Origin of the sequence: Pseudoalteromonas sp. HL-AS2, assembly GCF_031198805.1 — a bacterium.
In the GTDB taxonomy this organism is placed as follows: domain Bacteria; phylum Pseudomonadota; class Gammaproteobacteria; order Enterobacterales; family Alteromonadaceae; genus Pseudoalteromonas; species Pseudoalteromonas nigrifaciens.
Window position 1 is genome coordinate 2,862,469 of the sequence record NZ_CP133571.1, and the last position, 17,549, is coordinate 2,880,017.

The following is a 17,549-nucleotide window of genomic DNA, read 5'->3' on the forward strand; positions in this document are numbered from 1 at the left end:
TGCGTCGCTTTTTTTATGGTGTTTAAGGGAGATAAAATGACTAGTATAATTGTAAATGTGGCTGTTGGCGTAATTAAAAAAAATAACGCTCTGTTTATTTGCAAGCGGGCAAATGATCAACATCAAGGAGGTTTGTGGGAGTTTCCTGGTGGTAAAATTGAAGCCGGTGAAAGTGTATTTAGAGCACTTAAGCGTGAACTTCAAGAAGAGATTGGCATCACTATTTTTAGTTCCAGTGAGTTGCTAACAATAAAACACGATTACGATGATAAAACGGTAAAGCTGAACGTACATGTGGTGAGTAACTTTAGTGGTGAAGCACATGGCGCAGAAGGGCAAGATAATGCTTGGGTAAGTATTGACGAGCTAGATAACTACGAGTTTCCAGCAGCTAACGTCGATATTATTAGCGCTATAAAAGCGAAATATATTTAACGCTTAATATTTGGCTATACTCTTTTAGTAAAATAATAATAACAATAAACCGCCATTATTAGGCAGCTACAAAAAGACCAGCAAGTTAACACTTGCTGGCCTTTTTAGTTAGATACTTTCTAGTTAGGTACTTTCTAGTTAGGTACTTTTTAGTTAGGTAATTAAATTACCAAATTTTTACGCGGTCCTCTGGTTTAATATACATTTTGTCGCCTTCTTTAACGTCAAATGCTTTATAAAACTCAGGCATATTCGATAAAATACCAATTACGCGGTAATGACTAGGCGAATGCGGGTCGGTCATTAAGCGGTTACGCAACGCTTCATCACGATACTTACGACGCCAAATTTGTGACCAGCCCATAAAGAAGCGCTGATCGCCAGTGTAGCCATCAATCACTGGAGCCTTAGAGTTACCTAAAGATAGCATATACGCTTTATGCGCAACCGTAAGGCCGCCTAAATCGCCAATATTTTCGCCTAACGTCAATTCACCATTTACGCCAGCATCAGTAAAAGGTTTGTATTCATTATACTGAGCAACTAAAGCCGCGGTTCGCTGTTCAAACTGTTTAAGGTCTGACTCGCTCCACCAGTTACGTAAATTACCGTCGCCGTCGTATTTAGCACCTTGGTCGTCAAAACCATGGCCTAACTCATGACCAATTACCGCGCCAATAGCACCGTAATTTACTGCATCATCTGCTTCTAAGTTAAAAAATGGCGGCTGTAAAATAGCTGCTGGAAACACAATTTCGTTATTTACTGGGTTGTAGTATGCATTCACAGTTTGTGGTGTCATGTGCCACTCTGAGCGGTCTACTGGTTTACCCAATTTGGCAATCATATCGCTGTAAGCCCATTCGCTATAACGAATGTAGTTACCGACTAATTCATCAGGGTTAATCTCTAGTGCTGAGAAGTCTTTCCACTTATCTGGGTAGCCAATTTTAGGTGTAAACTTGTCTAGCTTTTGTTGAGCGGCAATTTTAGTTTCCGGGCTCATCCACTCTAAATTTTCAATCGCAACACCGTAGCCTTTAATTACGTTATCAACCAACTCTTCCATACGCGCTTTCGCTTCTGGTGGAAAGTTCTCTTTAACGTACACTTTACCTAAAATCTCACCTAGCACACTGTTTGAAGCATCAACCGCTTGCTTCCAAAGTGGCGCTTGTTCTTCTACACCACGTAAAGTTGTACTGTAAAAGTTAAACTTAAGGTCCACTAACTCTTTATCGAGTAACTGAGCGTAGTTACTTACAAAGTGAAACTTAAGGTAATTTTGCCATGTTGCTAAATCGGTGTTTTTATAAATAGTCGCAAATTTTTCAAAGTAGCTCGGCTGGCTAATAATTAACTCTTCGGTGTTTATGCCTATCGCTTTAAAGTAACTAGCAAGATCAAAGTCACCCATTAGTTTATTTGCTTGTGCAAGGCTCATTTTATTATAAGACTTGGTTGCATCACGGCTCTCTACTCGACTCCACTGCGCCTCAGCAAGATTTTTTTCCAGCGCTAATACATTTTTAGCCACAGCCTCTGTATTTTCAACCCCTGACTTGGCTAATATTTTAGCAATGTAAGCTTGATAAGAAGCACGAATTTTAGTGAACTTTTCATCATCTTTTAAATAATAATCACGATCGGGTAAACCTAACCCAGCTTGATACGCATACAATGCATTTTCGCTGGAGTTTTTAGCGTCATTATTTACATACCAACCAAATGGCAAGTCGCCGCCTTTAATCTGTAATTGCGCCATTAAAGTAACTAAATCTTTTTTACCTTTAACGGCGTCAATGCTTGCCAATGATGGCTCAAGTGGCTGGATGCCAAGTTCTTCGCGCGCTTCTTCTGCCATGTAGCTATTATAAAATGCCGCCAACTTTGCTTCATCACTGCCTTTTTCAACATTGCTATTTGCTGCCGCACTTTCAAGTACTGTTTTCATCGCCTTTTGCGACTCGTCATATAATTGCGAAAACGAACCATAGTTAGATTTATCGCCAGGAATTTCGGTTTTAGCTAGCCATTGACCATTTACATGGTAATAAAAGTCATCTTGAGCGCGTACCGATTTATCCATATTTTCCAGCTCAATACCCAAGGCAAAAGGAGCTGGAACTGGAGCGCTAACCGCGGGAGTTTTGTTTACTTTAATTTCTTGTTGTTCACCACAACCAACCAACCCAAGTGCCAGCGCAATACCTGCGGCGGTCATTGTTATTTTAATCATAAGGATTCCGTTTGTTAGTTAAAATAAATACCTATTTCATTAATATTCAAATACCAGCAGCATAAAGCTGCGTAATGACATTTTATGTACTTTTACTTAATGAAATAAGCATTAACTGCAACCTAGTTAATAGGCGTATTAAGTAGCTATCATAAACCCCATTGGGGTAACAATAAAATTGAATATGTAACAAAGTATTTTAATGCGATGAGTGACCCACATAGTGCTATCAATAACTATGTGAGCTTATAAACGAGTTATTAGCAGCTAGGTTTTACGCTTTGCGTGCAGTGCTAAACGCTCTAATTTTTCTTTTAGCGAAGGGGGGGCTGAGGCGGCTATGGCATTTAAATAATCGGCTGTTTGTTCGCTCATTTTACGAGAATTAGTTATTGGGGTATTAATGGTTTTACTTACTGCGCCCAAGCGTTGTGTTGCTTGTGGATTAGCGGTAATTTTTATTTGCCCAAGCTCTGCCATGCCCGCGGCTCTAAAATGCGAGAGCATATCCATTTTTAAGTAATTTAGTCTAAGCGCAATAGGCGCAGATACCGCTTCGATCATTAAAGTACCATCGCGGTAGTTACTCACGCGGCATTTATCACCCAGTTTGGGGCCTAAAAAGTCTTTAAGTAAGGTTTGCTGGGTATCGAGTGCTTGGCTTTTACCTGCATAAGCCGACAAGCGGTTATTCAGTCCTGCCATAATGTCAGTTAATGGTTTTGGCGCATACCTGTCTTTAGCCATTTAACACCTCGTAAAAACTCAATAATGCGGTTACTCAAATCGAAATAACCCTCGACTTGAGTATACACTGAGCGCAGTGACTAAGCGCCCGCTATTTGCATTTGTTCAATTAACACAGAGCCAGTTTGAATGCCACCACGGCGCTCTATGTCGCCACCAATAGCTGATATTCCTTTAAACATATCTTTTAAGTTACCGGCAATGGTAATTTCGCTTACTGGATATTGGATTTCGCCATTTTCTACCCAAAAACCAGCCGCACCACGCGAGTAATCACCAGTTACTGTATTTACGCCCTGCCCCATTAGCTCTGTTACTAATAAGCCTGTGCCCATGGTTTTAAGTAGCGCGGTTAAATCGTTATGTGTTTGCTCAACTAACCAGTTATGTATACCGCCAGCGTGCCCTGTTGGTGTCATATTCATTTTACGCGCAGCATAGCTTGCAAGTAGGTAAGTTTGTAACTCGCCACCTTGAATGATTTCTCTATCAAAGGTTTTAACACCTTCGCTGTCAAACGGCGACGATGCGAGCCCTTTGAGTATATGCGGACGCTCGGCAATATTTACGCAATTGCTAAATACTTGTGTACCTAGGCTATCGAGTAAAAAACTCGATTTACGATACAGCGCACCACCACCAATGGCCGACACTAAATGGCCAAATAATGAATTAGCAATGTCAGCTCTAAATATTACCGGTACTTTCATGGTGCCTAATTTTTGGCTATTTAATTTAGCTAAAGTTTCGGCTGCGGCTTCAAGCCCCACTGCTGCGGCATCATTTAAACCAGCTTGATCGCGTGCTACGGTGTAAGCAGAGTCGCGTTGCATTTGCTCGCCATCTTTACCAATTACCATAGTACTTATGCTGTGGCGAGTACGCGGAAAACCAGCAATTAAACCATGGCTATTGCCATAAACACGCAAACCTTGGTGCGATGAAAAACTTGCGCCGTCTGAGTTAACAATGCGCTCATCCGCATTTAACGCTGCTTGCTCTGCAGCATGACAAAACTCAATACCTTGCTCTGGGCTTACATCCCATGGATGGTATAAATCGAGATCTTTGGGTGAAAACTCAAGTAGCTCTTTATCTGCAACACCGTTAAAAGGGTCGTCTGAGGTGAATTTTGCAATATCAATGGCTTTTTCAACCACAGTGCGTAGCGTTTTAGGGCTTAAATCTGCGGTAGACGCAGAGCCTTTATTATTACCTACATACACACTAATGCCTAAACCGCCATCTTGATTAAACTCAATGGTTTCTACTTCGCCCATGCGAGTGCTAACCGACAGCCCTGAAGTGCTAGACATAGCCGCTTCTGCCGCTGTGGCACCGAGTTTTTTCGCATGCTCGAGCACTGCTGCTACCGCATCTTTTACTTGAGATATTTGAGAATAAATTGGATCGTGTTGTTGGCTTTTCATAAATTAAGTCCTGAGCCTTGAAGGCAATGTTGCACACATTTTTTATATTTAAATGCTAACACACTCAATGCATCACATCAGCTAATATTCCTCTGTATGATAATCATGTATAATGGCAGAAGTTATTTTTATTTAAGAGCACCCCATGGCGAAGAAAAAAAGCAAGCCTGCTGATATTGAAGAAGAAATTGAATATGTCTCAAAAACCGAACTGAAGCGTGAAGCACAAGAATTTCATCAGTTAGGGACTGAAATTGCCAAAATGGGTAAAAAGCAGCGTGAGCGCTTGCCATTAAATGATGATTTAAAAGCCGCAATGGTTGTTGCCGATAAAATTAGCAATAAAAGCGATGCTTATCGTCGTCATTTAAACTACATAGCTAAAACACTGCGCACCGTAGAGAACATCGATGCTATAAGATCAATTATCGATGTTATGCTTAATAAAAATAACCAAGCTGAAGTGTTGGTCAAAAAAATTGAGCAATTACGTGCAGACCTAATTGAACAAGGCGATGACCTAATCAATGAGACTATAGAGCAGTTCCCATCGCTTGATCGTCAACAAATGCGCCAGCTAGTTCGTAATGCAGCTAAAGAAGCGAAAGATGAAAAACCTGGTAGAGGTTACAAAGAGCTATTTCAATATTTGAAAGATGCCCATCAAGTTACTTACTAACAGATTAAAAAATATACTTTAAAAAGGTGCTACGGCACCTTTTTTTGTTGTAGATCAACCCGCCCTGCTAAACATTTTTTTATAATCAGCACCTAAATAATATACCAAGGTGCGCGTGATGATTAAACTTCCAAAATGGGATCAAACCCTAATAAATAAATATAATGTGTCTGGCCCACGTTATACATCGTACCCCACGGCACTGTCGCTAACTGAGGGCTATCAACAGCAAGACTTACTCAGTGCGATTGAGTCATCAAACAGCCGTGCATTGTCTTTATATATACATATTCCGTTTTGTAGTCAGCTTTGTTATTACTGTGGCTGCAATAAAATTATTACTCGCCATCAGTCAAAAGCCGACACCTACCTTGATTTTTTAGCCATAGAAATTGCAGCCCAAGCGCCTCTATTTAAAGACTACACCCTAGAGCAACTACATTTAGGCGGTGGTACACCTACCTTTTTAACTACGCAGCAAATGAGCCGTTTAGTTAAACTTTTGGAGCTGCACTTTAATTTTACCGACGCCACTGAGCGTGGTATTGAAATTGACCCTCGATCGCTTGCCGATAACATGTTGGTTGATTTAAGTAACTTAGGTTTTAACCGCGTATCATTTGGTATTCAAGACTTTAATGATGAAGTGCAGCTAGCAGTAAACCGTCCGCAAAATGCCGATACAGTAAAGCAGTTAATCACCCAAGCCCGTGAATTAGGGTTTAAATCGATTAATGCCGACATGATTTACGGCCTCCCATTGCAAACGCCACAAAGCTTTAAACAAACCATAGAGCAGTTGCTTGAGCTTAGCCCTGATCGTGTTTCGGTATTTAATTATGCTCACCTTCCAGAGCGTTTTGCAGCACAACGTAAAATTAAAGATGCCGACTTACCCAGTGCACACAACAAGCTAACTATGTTTAAAAACACCTTAGAGCAAATGACTCAAGCCGGTTATCAATTTATTGGTATGGACCATTTTGCTAAAGTTAATAACGAACTCGCTGTGGCACAAAATGCGGGGCAATTACACCGTAACTTTCAAGGGTATACTACCCACGGAAACTGCGATTTATTAGGTTTAGGGGTTTCATCTATATCACAAATTGGCACTGCCATTTTACAAAATCAAAAAGAGTTAAAGCATTATTATCATAGTGTAGAAACGCAAAGCGGCTGTGCCATCACCAAAGGCATGCACTTAAGTGCCGATGATGTAATACGCGCTGATGCAATTAAACAGCTTATATGCCAGTTTGAGTTAGATATGGAGGCATTTAGTGCCAAACATGCACTTAACTTTAACCACTACTTTGCTGATGCACTAACGGCAATTGAGCCTTTAATTGCTGATGGGATGGTCACTATTGAAAATAATATGATTAGTGTCACTGCTAGAGGTAATTTATTTATTCGTATTATTTGTATGTGCTTTGACGCTCACTTACAAAAACAGCTAAATGCAACGCGTTTTTCTCGGGTTATTTAACCCTCAGCCCGAGTAGTAAATTTAAAACGAAAAAGCAGACCTGAGGTCTGCTTTTGTATTTTGTGCTTTAAATTATTTAAACGCTGATTAATTAAATACCACGTTTTCGCTGCCAGGGGCGGCTTTAAACTCAATAATAATTTTAGCGCAGTCAGCTATAATCTCATCTTTATGTGTCTCTTCGGCACGCCAGCGAGCTGTATCTAACTTAAATATTTCTTTTTTGGTATATTTTTTACGCGCATCATGTGTCGGCATTTCTTTAACTACTTGGTACATTTTATAAATGCCCGAGTATTTTGTCGTTAAATCTTGCTCGTCTTCAAAACCATATTGCGACATAAGTACCCAAATACGTAAACAGCCTTCTGAAAACTCACACTGCTGTTCATGCATTGCACGCGCGATTAAATGAATGCTGTCGGCTAATTTGGCGTTACGCTTTAAACGTGACTGCTTAAGCTTTTGCTGTTGCTCAGCCTGCTTTTTAACAATCAGTTTTTTTTGCGCGCTTAACTTATAAAGCAACTGACCCGCATAAAATGCTAAGCCCACTATAATAGCAGCACCTACAAATAAGGCTAAGATCACCGCTGTACTCATTTAATAACCCTTATTACTTGTCTTCTTCGTCTAACCATTCGTTAGCAAGATCGTTCGATAAATACTGATCGAAGTCTGAATTACTTTCTTCGCTAAAGTCATCTTCAAACTCTTCTTCATCTTCATCCTCGATACCAAGCAATTTACACAATGCTTGATGACGAGCAATACGACTATTAAAGTACTTAGCATCTTTACCCGTTAGCATTTCGCCATTTTCATGACGCTCTACTAATTTAAGTAAGCGCTCATCATTTTCAAGTGCTTCTAGCTCTTGCTCAGGCGTAAACTCTGGCTCTGCTGACTTTTTAAGCTCAACAGTTGGCTTTAAGTTACGTTTTATTTCTACTTTAGGTGCAGCTGCAACAGCTATTAATGGCACAGGTTTTTTACTGCCAATGCGTTTATCTTTAGTTCCCGTGTTACTTTTTTGGCTATCATCATTTAATAGCTCAGGGGTATTACGAGATCCAGGCTTAGCACCTTTGGTTTTTTTAACACGTTGCTCTTTTAATGCACGCATTTCTTTAAGCTTATCTTGGCTTAAACGTACTGGTCCATTTGCTGGGCTTTTGCGTGACTTTTTAGTTCTACTCATATCTTGATCATCTCACTTAAGAGGTTTTGGGCGAGGCGCAAATCAATGGGCATCGCAATGCTGGCCTAGCCAGAAGAATTCAGTTTGCGCTTTAGAGGCTGGGTTTCTCTATTTAGCGCTTAAAACAGCTTACTGCTCGTTTTTAAACGGTGGCTATTGTAACAGGACAAATAAAAAGGCGGTAGAGAAAACATCTCTACCGCCTACTAATCTGAGCGCCATTATCTGGACACTTCTCCCTTCGACTTTTTAGTCTTTATTATTGTTATTATTTTTACCTATCCCTATTATTATTATTTTTACCTTCCGTGTAGCATTCCATTTTGTTTTTATTATTAAACTTCCATGAGTTTTTATTATTTTCGGTCTTCCTAACGCTTTTTTGTTATTTCCTTTGCTAGCACCAATTTGTGCTATGTAGTCGTGTCGCGCTACTGTCCTTATAGCTTATTCCATTTTGTTATTGTTTTTTGCGACAGGGGTTAATGTACCTGTTAATAATTTTGTTACAACTAATTTATATATCTTTTATTAAAAGGATTATAACAAAAAACACAAAAACCATTACATTACATCAAGTTAACAATTTAATGGTTTTTAAAATAAGACTTATCTCACAGCTATGCATGGTCAATGTCTTACATGAATAAAGACTATAAAAGTAATTTTAAGCACAAAAAAAGCAGCCTAAGCTGCTTTTTTGTACATATTGTAGTTTATTACATTAATAATAATTAAATAAATACAACTTTAGTGTAAGCCACCTAAGTACTGCGAAAGTACTTCAATGTCTTTATCTGTTAATTTCTTTGCAATATCTTGCATCACACCATTTAAATCATTTTGGCGTGTGCCATCACGAAATTTTTCAAGTTGCGCTTTAACGTAACCTGGATGCTGAAAAGAAACTTTTGGAAATTTTGCAAGTGACGAGCCATTACCACGAGGGCCATGACATGCAGCACATCCTGGAATACCACGATCTGCATCACCTGCTTTGTAAAGTATTTTACCGGTTTCAACTACGTCTTTAGGCGTAGCTTCTTCGCTCATGTTTAGTGATGCAAAATAAGCCGACAAATCTTTCATATCCTGTTCGCTTAATGGCATAGCCATTGCGCTCATAACCGGATCCATACGACCTTTTTTGCCACCTGAGGTCATACCTAGTTTTAAGTCTTGAAGTTGCTTATAAATATAATCGGCATGTTGACCCGCAAGCTTAGGATAGATATTAATCGGTGCATTACCGTCTGGGCCGTGACAAGCCGCACACGTTACTGATTTTTCTTTACCTGCGTTTACATCGCCTTCAAATGCTGTTGCGTTGCTTGCTGACAACGCACCAAGCAATATAGTTAAAGATAGTGCTATTTTTTTCATGGTGAATTCTCTGTTTCCGACCCTGTATCATCTACAATATGGATGTTGTGATTTTTATATTCTACACGATAATAAATTCTCTGGCACGTTTTCTACTCATATTAAACTTATAATTTATAGGGTTTTGCCTTAGGTTAAGCTTTAACTTGGTTTAAATGTGCTGTATATGGTGGTTTAACAGCTTTTTAATAACTCCTTTATAGTATAAAATACGCCCCATGAGCGAATTTAGCTCAATGTGATCATTTTTAAGTTTTAGGAGAGCCCGTGCTCAAATCTCGTATCAAATATAATACCGCGTCTTTCGTTACAAGCGCTCCAGACATTACTAAATTACCTGCTGATACGGGAATTGAAGTTGCGTTTGCCGGTCGCTCCAATGCAGGTAAATCAAGTGCTCTTAATGCACTTACCGACCAAAAATTAGCGCGTACCAGTAAAACTCCTGGACGTACTCAGCTAATAAATACCTTTGAACTTGCTGATGTTGATGACATGCGCCTTATCGATTTACCAGGCTATGGCTTTGCTAAAGTGCCAATTGAAATGAAAAAGAAATGGCAGAAGTCGCTAGGCGAATATTTACAAAAGCGTCAGAGTTTAAAAGGTATTGTAATTTTAATGGATATTCGTCATCCATTAAAAGATTTAGACCGTGATTTAATTAATTGGGCTATTAGCAGTGAAATTCCTGTTTTAGCGCTATTAACTAAAGCAGACAAATTTAAACAAGGTCCGCGTCAATCACAAGTACTTAAAGTTCGCCGTGAATTAAGCGCCCTTGATGGTGATATTACGGTACATGCATTTTCATCACTAAAAGGTACTGGCTTGCCAGACGTTGCCAAAAAACTTGATGAATGGTTTTTAGGCCCTGTTGTAGCGGTACCACCTGCTGAAAAAATACTTAACGATGACACTAACCCAGCAAGCTAATTTATTCTGCAAGGCTTAAAAGCTTACACATTCGATAAATAGCCGAGCTTATCTGTCTCGGCTATTTCAGCCTATTGCATTAATAGCATACACTTCTTGCCACGCACGCATTACAAACCTAAGCCATTATTATCCGCTATTACCCGAGTTTAGGATAAATAAAACGGCTCCCCGGCAGATGTTATAAAATAACCCTGTTTATCAGTATTGGCTATTTTAGCCCATTGCATTAATAGCATACACTTCTTGCCACGCACGCATTACAAACCTAAGCCATTATTATCCGCTATTACCCGAGTTTAGGATAAATAAAACGGCTCCCCGGCAGATGTTATTAAAATAACCCTGTTTATCAGTATTGGCTATTTTAGCCCATTGCATTAATAGCATACACTTCTTGCCACGCACGCATTACAAACCTAAGCCATTATTATCCGCTATTACTCGAGTTTAGGATAAATAAAACGGCTCCCCGGCAGATGTTATAAAATAACCCTGTTTGTCTGTCTGGGCTATTTCTGCCCATTGATAAAATACACTTCTTGCCACGCGTGCACAGCACCCATAAGGGAGTTGTATATAAGGCACGGCTGCATCTTTGTAGTCTTGTATATATATAGGTTGCTCAGCACTGATGAGCCATTGTCTGTCTAGGTTATCTATACAACAAAGCACTTGTCCTTGCTCGGTATTTTCAAATCGCCAGGCAACAATAATAAAGGGGGCGTCTTCAACCGTGATGGCTATTTTTTCGACCGGCGTTTTTAAATAAAACTGCTCACCCTCTTTACACAATACCGAGGCAAACAGCTTTACCATAGCCGGGCGTGTTATTTCACTGCCAGCATAAAACCATTGCCCTTGGTCGTTAATAACCATTGGCAATGATCCACAGTGAGTTGGTTGCCAACTATCAAAGGGTTTGCTTGGCTCGCTTAATTGCTTGCTTAGTTGGCTAAGGGAAATCACTGCTTTTTAAATGTCAGTGCAAAAGTAACAGGTACGGCAGTCGCAATTGACGGTAAACCCGCTAATTTTTGTAATTCCATAATGCCCTCTGTAATTGCAAAATCATTACTATTAATAATAATAGGACTGAAAGAAGACACACTTAAATCACCATTTTCTGCACTGCTAACCAGCACATCTATAGTAAGCGGCTTTTTATTACCATGAAAATCAAGTTCAGCATTAATCCCTTTAAGCACATACTGGCCAGGTTTTTTAATACTGCTGAGCTGCGATGCTAGATCTGCGGTTAATATGGCATTTGCAAATGTATCGGCTTCAAATAATAATTTTGTTAAACGCTCATTACGAATGGGGATCAGTGTTTCTGCCGAGGTTAAGTCTACATTTACACTAAACTCACCTTTATCTGATAACTTGCCTTCAATATTAGTAAAGTGATTTGCTTCAGCAATACTATTTTTTTTGATAGAAACAAAGCTTAATTGGCTTTTATCGTTTACTAACTGCCAATCGGCCTGAGCGATATTAGAAATAACTAAACTTGATAACGACAAACCTGCAATAGCTAATGCTTTAAACATGACGAATTCCTTCTATAAATGAACAATACCCCATTCATTAGAACCACAAATGAATAGAAAGTACTTTTTATGAGCTTATGATGGTATCACCTAAAGGATTAAGTGTAATTATAGAATAATAAATGGGGAATAATTAAGGTTAGGAATAAAAAACGGCCCATCAAATATATGATAGGCCGGTATAGCAAACTGGGGAGAAGCTATGAATAATTGCATCTTCGCAGATGCATCATCAACAGGATGTCCTACAGGATGAGGACGGCGCGACTTTAACAAAAGCCAGCGCACTAGTACAATAAAATTCTAGATAATTTGTGTATATTTGCCAACACCTTATGATTTAACATGGGTCTTTTCTTTGGTTAACTTTTATGTAACTAAAGCGGCTATTTATTTAAGTAATTAATATTTTTATACTGACATAAAAAAAGTGCCCTTAGGCACTTTTTTGTCATTTTATTATATAAACTTAGTGAGCCTGTTCCCAGTTGTCGCCTTCATCAGCTTCAACTATAAGTGGTACATCAAGAGTAGCCGCTTGCGACATTAGTTCGCAAATATGCTTTGTGTAAGCATCAACACAGTCTGTTTTAATTTCAAATACCAACTCATCGTGTACTTGCATTAATAGCTTAACGGTATTGGGAGCTTGCTCGTATACCCAACTGTGTACACTTAACATTGCCTTTTTAATGATATCGGCAGCAGTGCCTTGCATTGGCGCATTGATTGCTGCGCGCTCAGCTCCTTTTCTTCGTGCACCATTTTGGGCTTTTATTTCTGGTAAATATAAACGGCGTCCAAAAATAGTCTCTACATAACCGCTTTCAGCGGCCTTTTCACGCGTTGTTTCCATATATTCTAAAACACCTGGGAAACGCTCAAAATATTTATCAATATAATGCTGCGCTTCATGGCGTGGCACATCCAGCTGGCGTGCTAAACCAAATGCCGACATGCCATAAATTAAGCCAAAGTTAACCGCTTTAGCTTTACGACGCATATCGCTGGTCACTTCTTCTAAACTTACACCAAATACTTCTGCTGCAGTGGCACTGTGCACGTCTAAACCATTAGCGAACGCACTTAATAAACCTTTATCTTGTGAAAGATGCGCCATTATACGTAGCTCAATTTGGCTATAATCGGCAGCGACAATTTTATAGCCATCGGCCGCTATAAACGCTTCACGAATACGACGCCCTTCTTCTGAGCGAATTGGAATATTTTGTAAATTAGGATCGGTTGAACTTAAACGCCCAGTTGCCGTTACGGCTTGATGATACGAGGTATGCACACGCTGCGTTTTCTCGTTAACCATTAACGGTAATTTGTCGGTATAGGTTGATTTAAGCTTTGATAAACCACGGTGCTCAATAATTACTTTAGGCAGTGGATAGTCGTGCGCTAATTCTTGTAATACTTCTTCTGCGGTAGAAGGCGCGCCTTTAGGCGTTTTTTTAATTATTGGCAGTTCCAGTTTTTCAAACAACAATACTTGTAGTTGTTTTGGAGAACTTAAATTAAATTGTTCACCCGCTATTTCATACGCTTCTTTTTCCAGCTCCAATAAACGCTCGCCTAAGCGTTGGCTGTGCGCAGCAAGCATTTTGCTGTCTATTGCTACACCGGTGCGTTCAATATCAGAAATAACATTAACCAGTGGCATTTCTATATCTTCGAATACTGATTTTAGTTTTTCGTCAGCGGCTAATTTTGGCCATAAAACTTGGTGTAAACGCAGCGTAATATCTGCATCTTCAGCGGCATAGGGGCCGGCTTTATCTAGCTCTACTTGATTAAAAGTAAGTTGCTTTTTACCTTTACCAGCAATATCTTCAAAGCTGATATTTTTATGGCCTAAAAATTTAAGTGCCAGTGAATCCATATCATGGCGCGTACCCACACTGTTAAGCACATACGATTCAAGCATGGTATCAAACTTAATACCGTTTAATTCATAACCCGCATTTGCTAATACGCTTTTATCGTATTTAAGGTTTTGCCCTACTTTAGCTTTTTTGGCATCGGCTAGAATAGGTCCTAATTTTTGCATTACAAACTCAAGGCTTAGTTGCTCAGGTGCACCCGGATAGTCGTGAGCAACGGGTAAATAAGCAGCTTCACCGGCTTTTACCGCAAAGCTCATACCTACTAACTGTGCTTGCATGTAATCAAGGCTGGTTGTTTCTGTATCAAAGGCAAATAGCTCAGCATCATTTAGCTGCTCTATTAATGCATCAAACTGGCTCTCGGTTAAAATAGTTTCGTATTGTGCCTCTGCTACTTTTGGTACTTCGTTAGCCTCAGTGGGAACAGCTAAGTGTGTTTCGGTATCTTTAGGGTTATCGAGTAACTCAGCTAACCAACGACGAAATTCACATTCACCATAAAGCGCAATTAGCTCATCTTTATTGGGCTCTTGTAACTTAAAGGTATCAAGATCCGACTCAACCTCAACATCACACTTAATAGTAGCAAGTTGATAGCTTAAAGGCAGATGATCTAGCGCAGCTGCTAACTTTTCTCCTATTTTACCTTTGATCTCGCTGGCATTATCCATAACGCCCTGTAGCGATCCGTATTTTTCTAACCACTTAACCGCAGTTTTAGGACCACACCCTTCTACCCCTGGAATGTTATCTACTTTATCGCCCATTAAAGCTAAATAATCGATAATAAGCTCTGGGCCCACACCAAACTTTTCAACTACAGTAACAGGATCCGAGATACTGTCGGTCATGGTGTTTATAAGCGTTACATGTTCATTTACCAACTGCGCCATATCTTTATCACCGGTAGAAACCAGTACGTGGCGCTTTTGCTCTGAAGCTATGCGCGCAAACGTACCAATTACATCGTCGGCTTCAACACCTTCAATGCTAATAAGCGGAAAACCCATTGCCTTAATAATACGGTGGATTGGCGCTATTTGCGTGCGTAAGTCATCTGGCATTGGCGGACGGTTCGCTTTATATTCGCTATACATGTCATTTCTAAAGGTTTTGCCTTTAGCGTCAAATATAACCACCATATGCGAGGGATCATATTGTCTGATCAAACTTTTTAGCATGTTGATCACACCATATATCGCTCCGGTCGCTTCACCTTTTGAGTTAGTTAAATGTGGCGGTGAATGATAAGCACGAAATAAATATGAAGAGCCATCAACTAAAATAAGTGGGTTTTCGGGGATCTGAGCCATGGTGAATTTGGATCCTAAATACAAAAAGTAAGATAATTATAAGCATGCCATAAGGCAGTGAATAAAACGACTGCGAATTAATACTACTGATGTTGATTAATTCAGAACAAACTGTGGATAACTTTGTAGATAACAGCCACAGACCATTCTTCCAAAGCATTAAAAAACGCTTAGAAATAAAGTTAACTGGTTGTTTTTACTAAAAAAGATAGTACGAGGTTCTTTTTTTATTATTTTTTTACCAATGTGGAAAAAAGTTTTAAGCGTTACATCCGCTGTTAGTCATTGCCATTATTTGCATCCATTTAAATAACTGGACGAGCATTCTAGCATAATGGATCAAAGATCATAGCGATCCTTTATAATTTTTTTCACTGTGGTTGATCACCAAATGGCATATACCCTATGATCACTCGCTTAGCGAACAGTAACTATACAAATAATTTTTCAAACAGATTATTTTTGCCATGTTAAACTTGAAGGTCTGTTGATCTTTCAAGATTGAGTTTGCAGCAGTGTGTTTGGTATTTAGGCAAGGCAGAGCCTATGTGGTGTGGTTATTCCCTATAAATAGGCGATAACGCAGCATTAATGCCAAACATGCGCTGCCCGAAGGGTCTGTCTAGGGGCGGTTAACTCTTTGTTAGGGGCATGAGCAGGATGCAAAAGCTTTGCTCGGTTTTTACTTATTTACACATAGATGTAAGCCAGTAGAATAACGCAGGAGCAGTTATCGAGCCTACTAGGTTACAAACCTCGCGCCGCGATCAAATCGCTCCTAGTTTGAACGAATTTTAATCCGCAAAGGTTAACAGACCCTAATCTATCGAACTAAATTTTAGTTTGCCGACTTAAACGGAGCAGATAAAAAATGAAAAAAGTTGCAGTAATTTTAGCCGGTTGTGGCGTTTATGATGGTAGTGAAATTAATGAAGCCGTTTTGACTTTATTACACATAGCAAAAAATAGTGCAAGTTATCAATGCTTTGCACCCGATATAGCGCAGCATCACACCATTAATCACCTCACTGGTGAAGAAACCACCGATAATCGTAATGTACTTGTAGAAGCAGCGCGTATTGCTCGCGGCGAAGTAAAAGCGATTACTGAGCTGGACGTTACACAGTTTGACGCTTTAATTGTACCGGGTGGTTTTGGTGCTGCAAAAAATCTATCTGACTTTGCTATAAAAGGGCCACAGGCAAGTATTAATGCTGACGTGTTACATGCCTGTAAAGCGTTTGCCAATACCAATAAAGCGGCGGGCTATATGTGTATTGCTCCTAATTTAATTCCTTTTATTTATCAGCAAGCACACCTAACTATAGGTAATGATAGTGACACAGCTAATGCACTTAACACCTTAGGTGCTCAGCATGTCACCTGCGCAGTAGATGATATTGTTGTAGATCAGCAGTATAAGCTAGTAACAACACCAGCCTATATGCTGGCACAATCTATACTCGATGCCGATGCTGGAATAGCTAAACTGGTGAGTGAAGTGCTCGCACTAAGCTGATTTTTGAGCAATATGATCTATTTAGATTTTTGTAACTTAGAATAACAGTTACTCTGTTTAACCATTTAGTAAACTGCTGTTTTTATTGAGTTAACGCAATCTTTAGTCGATTTAATCAATAAAATCTACTCTTAGCATTTTATAAATTGCTTAGGGGAGTTATAATTGTTTTAAATTCCGTCATTTACAATCGTGATTGATCACGTTCAAATTGAAGTGGGCAAGGCAAAATGAAAAAACTATCAGCTGCAGCATTACTAATGCTAGCAACCACCGCATACGCACAGCCATATGATAACTCTATGACTGCCGATGCAATCAAAAAACGTCTCGCACCGATTGGTGCTGTATACCTTGAGGGTGACAAAGTGGCCGCTCCTGCAGCCCCTACTGGCCCACGTTCTGGCGAGCAAGTATATCAAGCTTCATGTTTTGCGTGTCACGGTACTGGTGCGTTAGGCGCACCTAAATCGGCTGATGATTGGTCACCTCGCCTTGCTAAAGGTAATGATGTATTACTCGATCACGCACTGAATGGTTTTAATGCAATGCCGCCAAAAGGTACTTGTATGGATTGTTCTGAAGACGAAATTAGTGCCGCAATTAACTTTATGACAACTAAGTAAAAGCCTACTAAAATCAATAAATAAAAAGGTTTACCTAAGGTAAGCCTTTTTTAATGCTTTTTATCTACTTTTAACCGCTATTTTAACGAATATATACTTGACGC

At 39.5% G+C, this 17,549-nt stretch carries 15 protein-coding genes; 6 read left to right on the plus strand and 9 right to left on the minus strand.

Annotated features, from left to right (window positions below; all coding sequences use genetic code 11):
* Positions 1 to 36: 36 nt before the first annotated feature.
* A complete protein-coding gene (mutT, locus tag RB215_RS13310) occupies positions 37 to 435 on the plus strand; it encodes an 8-oxo-dGTP diphosphatase MutT (RefSeq protein WP_011329387.1) in 399 nt (132 codons plus the stop codon).
* A 166-nt stretch (positions 436 to 601) separates the two neighbouring features.
* Here the strand turns inward: mutT and RB215_RS13315 are convergent, their stop codons facing one another.
* From RB215_RS13315 to pmbA, 3 genes are all read right to left on the minus strand, one after another.
* Positions 602 to 2,674, minus strand: coding sequence for a M13 family metallopeptidase (locus RB215_RS13315; protein ID WP_309216545.1), 2,073 nt, complete (start codon positions 2,672 to 2,674; stop codon positions 602 to 604).
* Between the two features lie 267 nt (positions 2,675 to 2,941).
* Positions 2,942 to 3,421: a DUF721 domain-containing protein gene (locus tag RB215_RS13320; RefSeq protein ID WP_011329389.1), complete on the minus strand. Its 480-nt coding sequence runs from the start codon at positions 3,419 to 3,421 to the stop codon at positions 2,942 to 2,944.
* 80 nt (positions 3,422 to 3,501) lie between these two features.
* Entirely contained in the window at positions 3,502 to 4,851 is a 1,350-nt protein-coding gene (pmbA, locus tag RB215_RS13325; RefSeq protein ID WP_309216546.1) for a metalloprotease PmbA, read from the minus strand.
* Between the two features lie 145 nt (positions 4,852 to 4,996).
* Between pmbA and yjgA the strand changes: the two genes are divergently transcribed.
* Positions 4,997 to 5,530 (plus strand): ribosome biogenesis factor YjgA, encoded by a 534-nt coding sequence (yjgA, locus tag RB215_RS13330; protein WP_011329391.1) that lies wholly within the window; start codon positions 4,997 to 4,999, stop codon positions 5,528 to 5,530.
* Positions 5,531 to 5,648: 118 nt separating this feature from the next.
* A complete protein-coding gene (gene hemN, locus RB215_RS13335) occupies positions 5,649 to 7,022 on the plus strand; it encodes an oxygen-independent coproporphyrinogen III oxidase (protein ID WP_011329392.1) in 1,374 nt (457 codons plus the stop codon).
* A gap of 87 nt (positions 7,023 to 7,109) precedes the next feature.
* On the opposite strand, the gene RB215_RS13340 is transcribed toward hemN, so the two are convergent.
* From RB215_RS13340 to RB215_RS13350, 3 genes are all read right to left on the minus strand, one after another.
* Positions 7,110 to 7,625 carry a DUF2489 domain-containing protein gene (locus RB215_RS13340; protein WP_011329393.1) on the minus strand — a complete coding sequence of 172 codons (516 nt, stop codon included), beginning with the start codon at positions 7,623 to 7,625 and terminating at the stop codon, positions 7,110 to 7,112.
* 13 nt (positions 7,626 to 7,638) lie between these two features.
* Positions 7,639 to 8,223 carry a Der GTPase-activating protein YihI gene (yihI, locus tag RB215_RS13345; RefSeq protein WP_011329394.1) on the minus strand — a complete coding sequence of 195 codons (585 nt, stop codon included), beginning with the start codon at positions 8,221 to 8,223 and terminating at the stop codon, positions 7,639 to 7,641.
* 750 nt (positions 8,224 to 8,973) lie between these two features.
* Positions 8,974 to 9,606 (minus strand): cytochrome c, encoded by a 633-nt coding sequence (locus RB215_RS13350; protein WP_011329395.1) that lies wholly within the window; start codon positions 9,604 to 9,606, stop codon positions 8,974 to 8,976.
* Between the two features lie 267 nt (positions 9,607 to 9,873).
* On the opposite strand from RB215_RS13350, the gene yihA reads away from it, so the two are divergent.
* Positions 9,874 to 10,542, plus strand: a complete 669-nt coding sequence (gene yihA, locus RB215_RS13355; protein WP_058374289.1) for a ribosome biogenesis GTP-binding protein YihA/YsxC — start codon at positions 9,874 to 9,876, stop codon at positions 10,540 to 10,542.
* A gap of 450 nt (positions 10,543 to 10,992) precedes the next feature.
* Here yihA and RB215_RS13360 read toward each other — a convergent pair whose 3' ends face one another.
* The 3 genes from RB215_RS13360 to polA form a co-directional block, all read right to left on the minus strand.
* Positions 10,993 to 11,511 (minus strand): DUF1285 domain-containing protein, encoded by a 519-nt coding sequence (locus RB215_RS13360; RefSeq protein ID WP_041454598.1) that lies wholly within the window; start codon positions 11,509 to 11,511, stop codon positions 10,993 to 10,995.
* Positions 11,508 to 12,095: a YceI family protein gene (locus tag RB215_RS13365; protein WP_011329398.1), complete on the minus strand. Its 588-nt coding sequence runs from the start codon at positions 12,093 to 12,095 to the stop codon at positions 11,508 to 11,510. Before RB215_RS13365 ends, RB215_RS13360 begins: the two co-directional genes overlap by 4 nt.
* A gap of 469 nt (positions 12,096 to 12,564) precedes the next feature.
* On the minus strand, positions 12,565 to 15,300 hold the full coding sequence (polA, locus tag RB215_RS13370) for a DNA polymerase I (protein ID WP_309216551.1): 2,736 nt from the start codon (positions 15,298 to 15,300) through the stop codon (positions 12,565 to 12,567).
* 871 nt (positions 15,301 to 16,171) lie between these two features.
* Here polA and elbB point away from each other — a divergent pair.
* Both elbB and RB215_RS13380 read left to right on the plus strand, forming a co-directional pair.
* Complete coding sequence (gene elbB / locus RB215_RS13375; protein ID WP_309216552.1) at positions 16,172 to 16,819, plus strand: isoprenoid biosynthesis glyoxalase ElbB; 648 nt, start codon at positions 16,172 to 16,174, stop codon at positions 16,817 to 16,819.
* A 230-nt stretch (positions 16,820 to 17,049) separates the two neighbouring features.
* Complete coding sequence (locus RB215_RS13380; protein ID WP_041454600.1) at positions 17,050 to 17,445, plus strand: cytochrome c5 family protein; 396 nt, start codon at positions 17,050 to 17,052, stop codon at positions 17,443 to 17,445.
* Positions 17,446 to 17,549: the final 104 nt, after the last annotated feature.